Genomic DNA, 12,959 nt, shown 5'->3' with positions numbered 1-12,959 from the left:
AATGGCACTATCAGGAATTAGTTTGACAAACGGAAGTGCAAACAGTGATGCAAAGAATAACAACCCTGTAACGATAGACGTCAGACCTGTCTTTCCGCCTGCAGTAATACCTGCGGCACTCTCTACTGTTGATACGGTAGGGCTTGTGCCAAATAGACCACATGTCATTGCTGAAATTGCATTGGCTTGGTAAGCACGTGGGAATTTACGGTCATCTTCTAATAAACCGTGCAGAAGTCCCATGTTCTCAAAAATAAGCACCATGCTTAAGGAGAATGTTGCAATCCAAAATGGTAAGGAAGAAAGTTTGCCAAATGACATAGCCCCAAACACATCGCCGTAACTCGCGAATGAGAATGAACTATTTCCGATTTGACTTGTATCAACAAGGCCAAATAGCCATGCAATACCAGTTCCTATTGCAATCGTCCATAAAAAGTTTCCACGTACGTTACGAATAAATAATACGAGTGCAACGATAAGAGTAAGCAAGGTCGCAAGAACGACAGGGCTACTTAATTTACCCATTGCAACAGCAGTATTTGGATTCGAAACGACTAAACCACCTTTTTGCAATCCGATAAATGCTAAAAATAATCCGATGCCGACAGTGATAGCTTCCTTTAGTGACTTTGGAATCGATACTGAAAGCACGCGAGCGATTGGTGTAAACGCAGCAATTGCAAAAATAATACCAGAGATGAAGACAGCTGCTAATGCTTCCTGCCAAGTTAATCCGAGCGTATGCACAGCAGTGTACGTGAAGAATGCATTTACACCCATACCAGGGACAAGAATAGCAGGTGCATTTGCCCAAAATGCCATGAGCAGACATCCGACAAATGAACTGAAAACAGTTGCTAAAATTCCAGCTTCAAGAGGAATGCCAGCATCGGATAAAATGGATGCATTTACAATCATAATATATACGATCGTAAAAAATGACGTAACTCCAGCTAAAACTTCTTGTTTCGGTGATGTTTCGTGTAAACCTAATTTAAATGTTCTTTCAAGTATTCCTTTCATGTTAAACCTTCTTTTTCATATCCCTCTCCCACCCGTGATATCTCTTTTGTAAGAGCTCACCGTCCTTTATTATATCAGAACATCATGTTTTTACAACAAGGAAAATGATAACGTTTACTTATAAATGAAATTATTTATAAATACGTAAAAATCGCTCGTATTGTAGAAATGATCTCTAATTCTCCCGATTGAATGGGAGGAGCTGCTTGTGCATGTAAAGCAGCATAGGATGCAACTTCCCGTGGTAATTGAGCAGATTCTTCAACGAATGAGAGTGGAACAGGATTAATGTTTAAATTGTATGTACTCGCAATAGCACGAGCTTTTTCTACCGCTTGTTGCAGAGCTTGAATGAGAGCTTGCTCATAATATTTATTTGGGTGAGATATTCTAAAACGTAATCCTTTTGCTACGTTTGCTCCATTTGAAACGGCTATATCATATACTTCCCCTGCTTTTTGTACATTTAAAACGGTAATTTCATACAAATGTTCCACACGATATCCTTGTAGTAATGCTTTCTCATTTATATATTCGTATTGAGGCGTAATCGTATATGAAATGGTTTCTATATTTTTTTCAGCAATACCTAGTTGTTTCAGTGCATCTAATAATTGTTTTGATTGCACCGCATTTTCTTCTTGTGCCTGTTTTACATTTTTATGATCTGTACGAATACCGATTGTTAATATAACGACATTTGGTTTTGCTTTCACAACGCCTTCACCTTGCACCGTAATGGTAGCTTCTTTACCAGTATTTGCTGTACGTACGTTGTGTAAATAAGGGTTCATTCCACCTTGCATCTTCCATCACCATCCTTTTTATATGTATATGTGTGAACAAAAAAGAAATTTGTATGAAAAAGTTACATAAATGGGAATGTTAAAGAAAGAAAGCATATACAACGAGGGTATTTATAGATTATAATATGTGTAAATATGATAAAAAAGGGACGAGGCTAGTGAACGAAAAAAGAGAAACATTGATTTTAGAGTTATCCGGATCATTTAGAAAGATGATACGTTTATTACAAAATGATATTAATACACGTTTTGCAGAACATATGCCATATAATGAATTTTCTGTATTACGCGCATTATTTTTAAAAAGTCCACAGATGGCTTCGCAAATTGCGAGTGAAGTAAACGTAACCTCCAGTCATATTACAGCTGTTACTGATCGTCTCGTACGAAAAGGGTTTGTAGAAAGAAAACGTTCAAATTCAGACCGTCGTATCGTGTACTTAGAAATTACAGAACACGGAAGAGAAGTAACTGAAAAACTTGAAGCTGTGCGTAAAGAGTATTATAAAGAGAGATTTAAAGGTTGGAGCGACCAAGAAATAGAAATGGTGTTAGAGCTATTTGGCCGCGTATTATAATAAATGAGGATAGGGAGCGACAGCTTTCCTATCCTTTTTCTTTTGAATAAAAACATTTTGAAACTCCGATACTTTAATTAAAAGATCGGAGGAAAGATTATGAAATATATTGCTGCACTTACCATTTTATTTGGTGGTTTTTTCTATTTTCAAACATTCACGTACGCAGATACGCCTATCCAAGTGGTGCGAAAAGAAGTGAAGTACATTGAAAACGATAATACAGTCTTATATTCAAAATTATGGGTTCGTTCTATGCAAAACACAGTATTATTCCACCATAGCGATAATATTCGTAATCAGGACACATTACGTAATGTAACAAGTTCATCGCTTGTTAAAGCGAAGCAACTATCTTTTCAGAAAGCAGCACTCTATATACCGAGACTATCGCAATACGTATCAAAAATAGGAAAAGAAAATATTCAAGTGTACTACATTGCGATTCACTATAATGTGAAAAAAGAAAATGCATATCAATTAGATGGCATGAACTATTTTCTACAAGTATTTGTGAAAGAGCGTGGGGAATGGAAAATTGCTGAAAGTGTAGTTGCACCGACAGAGCAAATTGTGCAAAATGGTGATGGATTTGGGATGAAAGAAGAGATGGTGTATGGGGATAGGAGAGAGAATGTGAAATAACCTCCTCATCGAGAGGAGGTTATTTTATTTGAAATTCCAAGATACTTTCCATTTTAATATTTTAGGTAGGAAGAAATACGTAATGAAACTAGTCACTAAAAATCCGATGTAAAAGCTGGACAATGAGTGCGCTCGACTTAGTATTAAACCTCCAACGATCCCACCAAAGAAAATCGCACAAGCTAAAACTACTTTTTGTAGTTTTGGATATAATAAGTAGTTACCATTTCGCTCATTGACTGAACGAGCATATAAATATATACCGAGTGGTAATAAAAGAATAATATGTGCAATAGGTCCAATCAATGTTTTTGCCGGTGGAATCTTTGTAAAGTTTGGTTCGTTATGACGTACTCCATTTTGATCAGTATAAGCGCTTTGTGGATCATAATTAAAGTAAATACGAAAATCTTCTGCTGGGCTAGAGATACGTATGTTTTCCATCACATCATGTATAAGACTGTTGTCTTCATGAAATTCAGTGTTTGAGTGAACAGCAATGACTCCGGAGATAAGTGATGGAAGTAAAGCTGGAAAGATTAATATAGCTGTAGTGAGAAATCCTTGCGATATAATATTCCCTGTCATTGTACCTACACATAAGGTAATTGTATAAATAGCGATTAATACAATTAACATGTATATAAAATAACTATGAAAGGGAGAGAATACTTGATATTTATTATGAAAAGTTAACTTTTTCATAATAGCAAATAGCCCCCAGTTTAAAATGACAACTGCGACGATATTACAGATTCCAAATAACCACTTTGTTATATAAAGGTGCGAACGTTTAAAGGGCATAGACCATAACAAGTCGCTAGCGTTATTTTGTCTTTCCCATCCAATTAACGTACAAGCTAGAACGATAAGTACACTACCTAACAGCAGAACAGGATCTAGAAGTGTTAAATCAAAATGGTAATGATATACATAGTTCCACTTTTTATTGTCATTTAGAAATTGTTGCTCTTGAATAGAAGTCATATAGTATTGATATGACAAAGTATAGAAGCTGACGAGCCAAAATAACCATACAACATATTTACTTTGTTGATACGTTCTTAGCCACAGTGCTTTTTGAAACATAGGATCCCTCCTTTAAAAAACTTTATAATTTGTTAGGCGTGATAATATAACATAAGTAATGATTCCGGTTAGAAACAAACCGATATAGTAACTAGGTAAGAAATTAAAATGGTTTATTTTATAGCCGCCTAGTAATGCAAAGTAAATGGTTGAGCCCCATATCCATATCGGTAAACTCTTTTGGAACATAAATATCTTCTGAGTGTTTTCATTTGGTGATCTTGTATATAAATATGTTCCAAGTAGTAAGTAAACTAATGTATAAAAAATCGGGACTAACATTGATTTTGCTGAATAATATATATGAGATGCTGGATCTCTTAAAGCAGTTGGATTGTTCTCGATCTTACGGGATTCCGGATCATAGTAATAATTGATAGAAAAATGACTAATTGGTGCAGCTGTATTTGTTTTTTGATTGATTTCATAAAGTTGTCGATATAAGTTTTCATTTTTAATATTTGCAGCGTATAAATGGTTAGTTGTAAAAGTGTATAGTAATGTAATAAATGTAACTCCTGCTAGTAACCATGGAATACAAAAAATAATCTGCGAAACGATGCTTCCAGTAAAAGTACCGATACATAAGGCAGCTGTATAGACTGCAACATAAGAAACTATCGCATAAAGAAAGTATCGATGAAACGGACTAAAAGATTGATAATCAAAATGAATAGTTGTTCTATAAATAACATACATAAGAACCCAATTGATAAGTAATGAGCCCACAATACAAAATGAACCGAAAGCCCATTTAGATAAGAAAACATCTTTTCTTTTAAATGGCATTGTCATAAGTAGTGTATTAGATTGGTAGCTGCGTTCCCATCCTATCAATAAGCAGGCTAAAGCGATAATAAGAACAGTTAACCAAAAACTATTACTTTCTCCTGAAGAAAAAATATAAAAATAATAATACTGTTTCCCCTTTTCTTGTAATTCATAATACGCATCAAGTTGTTGCTGAGCACTTCTATAGTAGCCAAAAGGTAACAAGTAAAGCGAACTAAAGAAGAATAGTAACACAGCATATTTTCCGCGCTTCCAATTCCACATCCATAACGCTTTATGAAACATACCCATCCTCCTCCAGTGTCGTAACGAAGACATCTTCAAGCGACATTGTTAATTCTTCAATGAGCAGTGGTTGTTCTTTATAAAACTTTTCCAGTGTTGTAGCCACATTTCCTTCAATTAAGATTGTATATACTTTTCCTGTTTGATTTAATATTTTAATATTGCTTAAGTTTTCTAGTTTTTGAGGTAATGAACGTTCGTAAGCTACTTGGATTTTAGCAAATCGTGATTTTGCATCGTCTAGTGATGTAATAGAAGCTATAGTATGGCCTTTTAATATAATAATTGTATCTGCAATTTGTTCCACTTCATCTAAATGGTGAGTTGAGATGAAAATGGTAATTTCTTTTTCTGCAACTTCTCCAACGAGAAATTGGAGGATCTGCCGTTTAACGATAGGATCAAGCCCATTTGTCGGTTCATCTAAAATGATATATTCTGCCTTTGTAGAAACGGCTAAAATGATAGCAAGCAGTGCTTTCATTCCTTTTGAATAACTACGAATTCGTTTGTTTGGTAAGTTAAAACGTTTTAACAATTCATAGAAATATGCTTCATCAAATGCGGCATAAACTGATTTATAAAACTTTACAATTTCTTTTACCGTATAGCCGTTCAGTATGTTAGTAGAATCCGGAACATATACGATTTTTTGTTTCGTTTCAGGATTCTTATGAATGTCGGTATCCTCATATGTAACACATCCTTCATCAGGGTCTAAAATGCCGACCATCGTTCGTAATAAAGTTGTTTTTCCCGCACCGTTTCTTCCGAGTAGTCCGATGATACTCCCTCTTTGCAATGTGAAAGAAACATCGTCTAAAATCGTTTGATTATCAATTGTTTTCTTCAAGCTTGTCACTTTCAGCATCTGTATTTCCTCCAATCTCTTTATAGTATGAATCTATCCAATCATGAATTTTATCTTTCGTAACACCAAGATAAGAGGCTTCTAATAGTAATTGATGAAATTGCTTTTCAACCATAGCGATTTTCCTTTCGTCTAATGTTGGGGTAATCGATTGGGATACAAATGTTCCTTTTCCTCGTAATGTTTCAATAATCCCTTGTCGCTCTAACTCTTGATACGCTTTACTCACTGTATTTGGATTTATAACGAGTAAAGAAGCGAGTTCGCGTACAGAAGGTAGTTTGTCACTTGGAGCTAACATGTTCTTTAATACGAGTTCTTTTATATTTTGAACAATTTGTTCCCATATCGGAGTGTTGCTTCTTGGATCAAGTTGAATATGCAAGAGCAATGTCTCCTTTCTGACTTGTATTAAGTGTACTACTATGTGTAATACACTTAATACAATAAAGGTGATGAATGTGTTTGTCAACTGAAAATGTTAGAAAAATATGGTATTAAAAAACAGTGAATTGGAAAAAATAGGTTTGATATAGAATGGAGGGTTAGTCATGAAGCGAGTTTTTGGAATACTTGTTTGTTTCATGTTATTGCTTTCTGGTACTTCAGTTAGTTTCGCACAATCTGAGAAGACGAAGCAGGAGAAAACAGAAGAAACAACACCGAAGTTAGCGGAACAAGCGTCATCAGCAATTGTAATTGAACAAGATACAGGTAAAGTTTTGTTTGATAAAAATCCAAATGAGAAGTTACCACCTGCTAGTATGACGAAGATTATGACAATGCTATTAATTATGGAACAAGTTGAAAAAGGAAAACTAAAACTGACCGATAAAGTGAGAGCAAGTGAGCATGCAGCTTCAATGGGTGGATCACAAATCTTTTTAGAGCCTGGAGAAGAGATGACTGTAAATGAAATGCTAAAGGGTATTGCAATTGCATCTGGAAATGATGCGTCTGTTGCAGTAGCGGAGCATATCGCTGGTTCAGAAGAAGGTTTTGTAAATATGATGAACAAAAAAGCGAAAGATTTAGGACTGAAAAATACTCATTTTCAAAATCCGACAGGTCTTCCGGCTAAAGATCATTATTCAACAGCAAATGATATGGCTATAATGGCGAAAGAATTGATGAAGTACCCACTTATTCGCAAATACACAGGAAAATACGAAGACTATTTACGTGAAGATACGGATAAGAAGTTTTGGCTCGTTAATACGAATAAGTTAGTGCGTTTTTATCCTGGAGTAGATGGTGTAAAAACGGGCTTTACGACAGAAGCAAAATATTGTTTAACAGCATCGGCTGAAAAGAATGGGATGCGTGTTATTTCAGTTGTTATGGGAGCACCTACATCAAAAGAACGGAACAATCAAGTAACGAAGCTTCTTGACTACGCATTTGGTCAATATATGACAAAGAAATTGTATACACGAGGCGAAAAAATTAAGACTGTCCAAGTAGGAAAAGGGAAGAAAGAAAAAGTAGATTTAGTTGCGTCAGACAATGTATCTCTTCTTATGAAGAAGGGCGAAAACATGGACAAGGTAAAGCAAGAAGTAATTGCTGAAAAGAAAGTGAAAGCGCCGATTAAAAAGGGCGATGCACTTGGTACACTTGTTATTAAAAAAGATAAAGATGTTTTATTAAAACAAACAATTGTAGCAAAAGAAGATGTTGCTGCAGCGAGCTGGTGGGAGTTATTTAAAAGAAGTTTTGGGATGTTTTCAACATCAAAATAGCGGCAAACATTTTGCCGCTTTTCTATTCGTATGTAAGTAAATAATTGCTGAATGGTTTCACTTTATGGCGAAATAGTTCTTCTTTTGTCAGTAGGAAGGATTCTTATGTTGTATCACGAAAATCTTTATGTATGTAAATGAGTAAAGTTTGAGCATAAGGAGGAAATCGTGTGAGTCTTTCCATGCAATTAGAAGTAAAACGTGACGTCCTATGTGTGAGGCTAGCGGGTGAATTAGATCATCATACTGCTGAAGAGTTGCGAACGAAAGTAACAGATATGATTGAGACACATGGTGTTCATCATATTGTTTTGAGCCTAGAGAACTTATCGTTTATGGATAGTTCTGGTTTAGGTGTTATATTAGGCCGATATAAGCATGTAAAGGGATTAGGTGGAGAAATGGTTGTTTGTGCAATTTCACCGCCTGTTAAACGTTTATTTGAAATGTCGGGCTTATTTAAAATTGTTCGCTTAGAAGAAAGTGAAGCGCATGCGCTCGCGACGTTGGGGGTGGCATAAATGAGAAATGAAATGAACCTTCAATTTTCAGCATTAAGTCAAAATGAATCGTTCGCTCGCGTTACAGTAGCTGCTTTCATTGCACAACTAGATCCTACGATGGAAGAACTTACAGAGATTAAAACAGTTGTGTCAGAAGCGGTTACGAATGCAATTATTCATGGGTACGAAGGAAATGCAGAAGGTGTTGTTTATATTTCTGTAATTTTGGAAGAAGCAATGGTGAAACTCACGATTCGAGATGAAGGGATTGGCATCTTTAATTTAGATGAAGCGAGACAACCCCTTTTTACAACTAAACCTGAATTAGAGCGTTCCGGAATGGGATTTACTATCATGGAAAATTTTATGGATGAAGTAGAAGTTATTTCAAACGAATCTTTCGGGACAACAATCCATTTGACAAAATACTTATCAAATAGTAACGCTCTATGCAATTAAGGAGAATAGCCTATGGACATAGAGGTCAAAAATGAGAAGAAGAAACCTCAGTTAAAGGACCACGAGCTAAAAGCGTTAATTCAAAAAAGTCAAGATGGAGATCAACAAGCAAGAGATACAATTGTTCAAAGTAATATGCGTCTCGTATGGTCGGTTGTGCAGCGTTTTCTTAATCGCGGATACGAACCAGACGATTTGTTTCAAATTGGATGTATTGGACTCTTAAAATCGGTAGATAAATTTGATTTATCTTTTGACGTGAAATTTTCAACATATGCAGTTCCCATGATTATTGGCGAAATACAACGATTTTTACGTGATGATGGATCAGTGAAAGTAAGTAGGTCTTTAAAAGAAACAGGAAACAAAATTCGAAAGATGAGAGACGAGCTTTCGAAAGAATTCGGAAGGGCTCCAACGATTAATGAGGTAGCTGAAGCGTTAGAACTAACGCCAGAGGAAGTGGTTCTGGCGCAAGAAGCGAGTCGTGCCCCTTCATCCATACATGAAACGGTGTATGAAAACGACGGAGATCCAATTACTATTTTAGATCAAATTGCAGATCAATCTGAAACGAAATGGTTTGATAAAATTGCTTTAAAAGAAGCAATTAGAGAATTAGATGAGAGAGAGCGTTTAATTGTATATTTACGCTATTATAAAGACCAAACCCAATCAGAAGTAGCAGAGCGAATAGGCATTTCGCAAGTACAAGTTTCAAGACTTGAAAAGAAAATATTAAAACAGATGAAAGATCGAATAGATGAATAGCTATCTATTCGATCTTTTTTTATGACTTTAATAGGAGGAGATTGTAAACTTTCTTAAAAATTAACAGAATTTATTGATAATTTAGTAAATTTAAAATATAATCCAATTATGAACTTGTCACAAAGGGGGAAGAAAATATGGAAACGAGGCAACAATGGGGCACGAGGGCTGGATTCATTTTTGCAGCGGTCGGCTCTGCCGTTGGATTAGGAAACATATGGCGTTTTCCTTATACGGCGTATGAAAATGGAGGAGGCGCATTCTTTTTACCGTACTTATTCGCATTATTAACGACTGGGATTTCATTATTGGCGTTTGAATTTGCTCTTGGGCATCGTCACCGTGGTTCAGCGCCACTTACGTTCTTTCGTATTCATCCGCGTGCTGAATTCATCGGATGGTGGCAAATGTGTGTAACGTTTATCGTTTCAACATATTATGCAGTAATTATTGCTTGGTCTATTTCTTATACGTATTTTGCAATTACTGGCGCATGGGGGAAAGACACGGAATCATTTTTATTTAAAGAGTATTTACATGTTGCAGATAAACCTGGACAGTTTGGAGGGCTCGTACCGGAAGTATTAATTCCACTAGCTCTCGTTTGGATTATTGTGCTTGGTGTTGCTTTTAAAGGAGTTAAAAAAGGAATCGAAGTTGTGAACCGTATTTTCATCCCTTTACTAGTTGTTATGTTCCTTATTATCGTAGTTCGTGCAGTGACGATGGAAGGTGCGATGCAAGGATTAGATGCATTCTTTAAACCAGATTGGAGTCGTATTTTTGACGGAAAAGTATGGCTTGCTGCTTACGGTCAAATCTTCTTTAGCTTATCTTTAGCATTTGGAATTATGATTACGTATTCTAGTTATTTACCGAAAAACTCAGATACAACAAATAACGCTTTTATTACTGGATTTGCAAACTCAGGATTTGAATTATTAGCAGGGATTGGGGTCTTTGCGGCTCTTGGATTTATGGCAAACAATATGGGAGTACCAGTTGATAAAGTAGCAAGTGCTGGTGTAGGGCTTGCTTTCGTAGTATTCCCGCAAATTATTAATGAATTACCGATGTCACCTTTATTTGGCGTATTATTTTTCTTATCATTAACGGTTGCTGGAATTACATCCCTCATCTCGCTTGCGGAAGTATGTTTTGCTGCCGTATCTGAAAAGTTTAGCTTAAGCCGCCAGAAAACAATTGGAATTATGGGGACGCTTCTCGTACTCGTTTCTCTCGTTTTTGCGACACGTGGCGGGCTTATGTTCCTAGATGTTGTGGATTACTTCGCTAATAACTTCGGATTAATTACAATTGCTCTAGCGGAAGTAGTTACGATAGGACTCATTTTACGTCGTTTACCGGTTTATCAAAACCACGCAAACTTCGTATCTGATATTAAGTTAGGGACGTTTTGGAGAGTGAGTTTACTCGTTATTACTCCGCTTATGTTAGGGTACATGTTAATTGATGGTACAATCCAAAATATTAAAAAGAACTATGGAGGGTACCCAACGGAGTTTGTTGTAACATATGGTTGGTCAATTGCAGCAGCGTTCCTTATCATTGCGCTAATCATTAGTTTAAAGAAATGGAATGCACAAATACATTCAGATTCTGATAAGCTTGAAAAAGAATGGAAAGATCGAGGTGTTTCATAATGAGTGGATCAGCGATTATGATGATGGTTATTGGAATAGTAGTCATTTGGGGAGGGCTCGCATTAAGCATTGCAAATTTATTTAAGAAAAAAGCATAAACTAAAAAACATCTGTACCGAAATGGTACAGATGTTTTTTTATGAAAAAATTGTATTAGAAAAAAATTGAATAACCATACTACAACTACGAGGAAGAGTGAAGAGGTGAATGGAAATTGGAACAAACAATTTATATTAAAATGCGTAATCGATTAAAAGTTTCTCCTACGTATGAAGTAAAGCTGGGAGATGTTGCTCAACTTGCCGGAGATGCTGTAGTAGTTCAGTCGTTACAGGATGAGGTAATTTATAAAATTACAGCGCGTGATAAAACGCATGTTGTAATTGATGTTATGAAAATAATTGAGATTATTAGGCAAAAAGCTGCTCATATACAAATTAATTTACTCGGTTCTGGACAAACTCTTGTTGAAATTATATATGAAAAAAAGAAAGTACATCCGATTTTTTTCGGACTTGTATGGTTGTTACTTTTCATTGGAGCAGCTCTTGCCATCATATATTTTCATGAAGATGTAAGCATGCAACAAGTGCACCAACGGTTATATTACATGATTACGGGAGAATTTAAGGCGCAACCACTTTTATTTCAAATTCCTTATTCATTAGGTCTTGGGTTAGGTATGGTTTTATTTTTTAATCATGTATTTCAAAAGCGTATTAATGAAGAACCGAGTCCGTTAGAAGTGGAGATGTTCCAATACCAGCAGTCACTTGACCAATATGTAATTGTTCATGAAAACAAGGATAATATGAAACAACTTACCGATGATTGAGTCTGGATTCGTTATTTTAATTGCCTTAGCAGGAGGAATTGCTGTAGGTAGCGGATATGTTGCATTTTTAGCTGTGCTTGGTATAATCCCTCGTCTAGCTCAATTAACGAGAAGTGGAAAGCACATTCAATATTTTGAGTGGGCAGTTATTGCAGGTACATTAACAGGAGCTTGGTGTAGTTTGAAAAACATTACATTTCAAACGTCGCAATATTGGCTTGTTATATTAGGAATATTTTGTGGCACATTCATTGGAATGCTCGCTGCCGCATTAACAGAAGTGTTAAATGTTTTACCTATTTTAGCGAAACGAGTAGGGGTAGAGGGGAAGATTGTTGTTTTACTCGTTGCTCTTGTACTTGGAAAAGTAATAGGCTCGTTGTTTCACTGGATTTATTTCGTAAAGTAGGAGGCAATATATAAATGACAGGGCGAAAACTAAAGGACGATTACGTAAATAAAGTGAAGGAATACCATCCGAAGCCAAATTATTTTATAAATTGTGTTAAGGCATTTTTTGTAGGTGGACTCATTTGTACAATCGGAGAAGTATTGATGAAATTTTATATACATTATTTTCATTTTAGTGAACAAGAGGCAGGGAATCCAACCGTCGCAACTCTTGTACTATTATCGGCGATTTTAACAGGTTGTGGTGTATATGATAAAATCGGTCAATTTGCTGGAGCAGGGTCGGCCGTACCTGTTACGGGATTTGCGAATTCTATGGCAAGTGCTGCGCTAGAGCATAAGAGTGAAGGAATTGTGCTTGGGGTTGCTACAAACATGTTTAAGCTAGCGGGAAGTGTAATCGTTTTTGGTGTTGTCGGGGCATACATTATTGGGTTAATAAGATATACTTTTAAAATTTTTATGTCTTAAAGGAGGGGCTA

The 12,959-nt window shown here is 35.9% G+C and carries 17 protein-coding genes; 11 read left to right on the top strand and 6 right to left on the bottom strand.

Going from position 1 to position 12,959, the window contains the following annotated elements:
• The coding region (locus MR079_RS14980) for an NCS2 family permease (RefSeq protein ID WP_242294205.1) at nucleotides 1-1,026 on the bottom strand (1,026 nt) is incomplete at its 3' end.
• A gap of 134 nt (nucleotides 1,027-1,160) precedes the next feature.
• Complete coding sequence (locus MR079_RS14975) at nucleotides 1,161-1,832, bottom strand: SIMPL domain-containing protein (RefSeq protein WP_139866807.1); 672 nt, start codon at nucleotides 1,830-1,832, stop codon at nucleotides 1,161-1,163.
• 158 nt (nucleotides 1,833-1,990) lie between these two features.
• Here MR079_RS14975 and MR079_RS14970 point away from each other — a divergent pair, with 158 nt between their 5' ends.
• Together MR079_RS14970 and MR079_RS14965 are read left to right on the top strand one after the other, a co-directional pair.
• Entirely contained in the window at nucleotides 1,991-2,410 is a 420-nt protein-coding gene (locus tag MR079_RS14970) for a MarR family winged helix-turn-helix transcriptional regulator (RefSeq protein ID WP_001003309.1), read from the top strand.
• A 99-nt stretch (nucleotides 2,411-2,509) separates the two neighbouring features.
• Nucleotides 2,510-3,055: a hypothetical protein gene (locus MR079_RS14965; RefSeq protein WP_000873780.1), complete on the top strand. Its 546-nt coding sequence runs from the start codon at nucleotides 2,510-2,512 to the stop codon at nucleotides 3,053-3,055.
• A 24-nt stretch (nucleotides 3,056-3,079) separates the two neighbouring features.
• On the opposite strand, the gene MR079_RS14960 is transcribed toward MR079_RS14965, so the two are convergent.
• From MR079_RS14960 to MR079_RS14945, 4 genes are read right to left on the bottom strand one after another with little or no spacing between them, the layout of a single operon-like run.
• Nucleotides 3,080-4,144 (bottom strand): ABC transporter permease, encoded by a 1,065-nt coding sequence (locus tag MR079_RS14960; protein WP_139866809.1) that lies wholly within the window; start codon nucleotides 4,142-4,144, stop codon nucleotides 3,080-3,082.
• A 12-nt stretch (nucleotides 4,145-4,156) separates the two neighbouring features.
• Nucleotides 4,157-5,221: an ABC transporter permease subunit gene (locus MR079_RS14955; protein WP_139866812.1), complete on the bottom strand. Its 1,065-nt coding sequence runs from the start codon at nucleotides 5,219-5,221 to the stop codon at nucleotides 4,157-4,159.
• Nucleotides 5,211-6,092 carry an ABC transporter ATP-binding protein gene (locus MR079_RS14950; RefSeq protein WP_139866814.1) on the bottom strand — a complete coding sequence of 294 codons (882 nt, stop codon included), beginning with the start codon at nucleotides 6,090-6,092 and terminating at the stop codon, nucleotides 5,211-5,213. The genes MR079_RS14955 and MR079_RS14950 overlap by 11 nt, the downstream gene beginning before the upstream one ends.
• The gene (locus tag MR079_RS14945) at nucleotides 6,058-6,477 is read right to left on the bottom strand and encodes a GntR family transcriptional regulator (protein WP_000548040.1); all 420 of its coding nucleotides are present in this window, start codon (nucleotides 6,475-6,477) and stop codon (nucleotides 6,058-6,060) included. The genes MR079_RS14950 and MR079_RS14945 overlap by 35 nt, the downstream gene beginning before the upstream one ends.
• A gap of 166 nt (nucleotides 6,478-6,643) precedes the next feature.
• Here MR079_RS14945 and dacF point away from each other — a divergent pair, with 166 nt between their 5' ends.
• From dacF to spoVAC, 9 genes are all read left to right on the top strand, one after another.
• On the top strand, nucleotides 6,644-7,834 hold the full coding sequence (gene dacF / locus MR079_RS14940; RefSeq protein ID WP_000831992.1) for a serine-type D-Ala-D-Ala carboxypeptidase DacF: 1,191 nt from the start codon (nucleotides 6,644-6,646) through the stop codon (nucleotides 7,832-7,834).
• Nucleotides 7,835-8,004: 170 nt separating this feature from the next.
• The gene (gene spoIIAA, locus MR079_RS14935) at nucleotides 8,005-8,355 is read left to right on the top strand and encodes an anti-sigma F factor antagonist (protein ID WP_000059133.1); all 351 of its coding nucleotides are present in this window, start codon (nucleotides 8,005-8,007) and stop codon (nucleotides 8,353-8,355) included.
• The gene (gene spoIIAB, locus MR079_RS14930; protein ID WP_001243400.1) at nucleotides 8,356-8,796 is read left to right on the top strand and encodes an anti-sigma F factor; all 441 of its coding nucleotides are present in this window, start codon (nucleotides 8,356-8,358) and stop codon (nucleotides 8,794-8,796) included. It begins immediately after the preceding gene.
• 12 nt (nucleotides 8,797-8,808) lie between these two features.
• Nucleotides 8,809-9,567, top strand: coding sequence for an RNA polymerase sporulation sigma factor SigF (sigF, locus tag MR079_RS14925; RefSeq protein WP_000350729.1), 759 nt, complete (start codon nucleotides 8,809-8,811; stop codon nucleotides 9,565-9,567).
• A 137-nt stretch (nucleotides 9,568-9,704) separates the two neighbouring features.
• Nucleotides 9,705-11,231 (top strand): sodium-dependent transporter, encoded by a 1,527-nt coding sequence (locus MR079_RS14920; protein WP_242294204.1) that lies wholly within the window; start codon nucleotides 9,705-9,707, stop codon nucleotides 11,229-11,231.
• Nucleotides 11,231-11,329 carry a methionine/alanine import family NSS transporter small subunit gene (locus MR079_RS14915; RefSeq protein WP_000016826.1) on the top strand — a complete coding sequence of 33 codons (99 nt, stop codon included), beginning with the start codon at nucleotides 11,231-11,233 and terminating at the stop codon, nucleotides 11,327-11,329. Before MR079_RS14920 ends, MR079_RS14915 begins: the two co-directional genes overlap by 1 nt.
• 116 nt (nucleotides 11,330-11,445) lie before the next feature.
• Nucleotides 11,446-12,066, top strand: coding sequence for a stage V sporulation protein SpoVAA (gene spoVAA / locus MR079_RS14910; RefSeq protein WP_074606896.1), 621 nt, complete (start codon nucleotides 11,446-11,448; stop codon nucleotides 12,064-12,066).
• Nucleotides 12,059-12,475 (top strand): stage V sporulation protein SpoVAB, encoded by a 417-nt coding sequence (gene spoVAB / locus MR079_RS14905; RefSeq protein WP_000572932.1) that lies wholly within the window; start codon nucleotides 12,059-12,061, stop codon nucleotides 12,473-12,475. The genes spoVAA and spoVAB overlap by 8 nt, the downstream gene beginning before the upstream one ends.
• A gap of 14 nt (nucleotides 12,476-12,489) precedes the next feature.
• Entirely contained in the window at nucleotides 12,490-12,948 is a 459-nt protein-coding gene (spoVAC, locus tag MR079_RS14900) for a stage V sporulation protein AC (RefSeq protein WP_000147736.1), read from the top strand.
• Nucleotides 12,949-12,959: the final 11 nt, after the last annotated feature.

The organism is Bacillus cereus group sp. BfR-BA-01381 (genome assembly GCF_022663555.1).
In the GTDB taxonomy this organism is placed as follows: Bacteria; Bacillota; Bacilli; order Bacillales; family Bacillaceae_G; genus Bacillus_A; species Bacillus_A pacificus.
Note: the sequence above shows the minus strand (reverse complement) of the source record. Positions and strands in the feature narration are given on the sequence as shown.

What these genes read in the sequence shown, in the direction of transcription:
- MR079_RS14975 (WP_139866807.1), bottom strand. Translation starts at nt 1,832, where the DNA reads ATGCAAGGTGGAATGAACCCTTATTTACACAACGTACGTACAGCAAAT.
- MR079_RS14965 (WP_000873780.1), top strand. Translation starts at nt 2,510, where the DNA reads ATGAAATATATTGCTGCACTTACCATTTTATTTGGTGGTTTTTTCTAT.
- MR079_RS14960 (WP_139866809.1), bottom strand. Translation starts at nt 4,144, where the DNA reads ATGTTTCAAAAAGCACTGTGGCTAAGAACGTATCAACAAAGTAAATAT.
- MR079_RS14955 (WP_139866812.1), bottom strand. Translation starts at nt 5,221, where the DNA reads ATGTTTCATAAAGCGTTATGGATGTGGAATTGGAAGCGCGGAAAATAT.
- MR079_RS14950 (WP_139866814.1), bottom strand. Translation starts at nt 6,092, where the DNA reads ATGCTGAAAGTGACAAGCTTGAAGAAAACAATTGATAATCAAACGATT.
- dacF (WP_000831992.1), top strand. Translation starts at nt 6,644, where the DNA reads ATGAAGCGAGTTTTTGGAATACTTGTTTGTTTCATGTTATTGCTTTCT.
- spoIIAB (WP_001243400.1), top strand. Translation starts at nt 8,356, where the DNA reads ATGAGAAATGAAATGAACCTTCAATTTTCAGCATTAAGTCAAAATGAA.
- sigF (WP_000350729.1), top strand. Translation starts at nt 8,809, where the DNA reads ATGGACATAGAGGTCAAAAATGAGAAGAAGAAACCTCAGTTAAAGGAC.
- MR079_RS14920 (WP_242294204.1), top strand. Translation starts at nt 9,705, where the DNA reads ATGGAAACGAGGCAACAATGGGGCACGAGGGCTGGATTCATTTTTGCA.
- MR079_RS14915 (WP_000016826.1), top strand. Translation starts at nt 11,231, where the DNA reads ATGAGTGGATCAGCGATTATGATGATGGTTATTGGAATAGTAGTCATT.
- spoVAB (WP_000572932.1), top strand. Translation starts at nt 12,059, where the DNA reads ATGATTGAGTCTGGATTCGTTATTTTAATTGCCTTAGCAGGAGGAATT.
- spoVAC (WP_000147736.1), top strand. Translation starts at nt 12,490, where the DNA reads ATGACAGGGCGAAAACTAAAGGACGATTACGTAAATAAAGTGAAGGAA.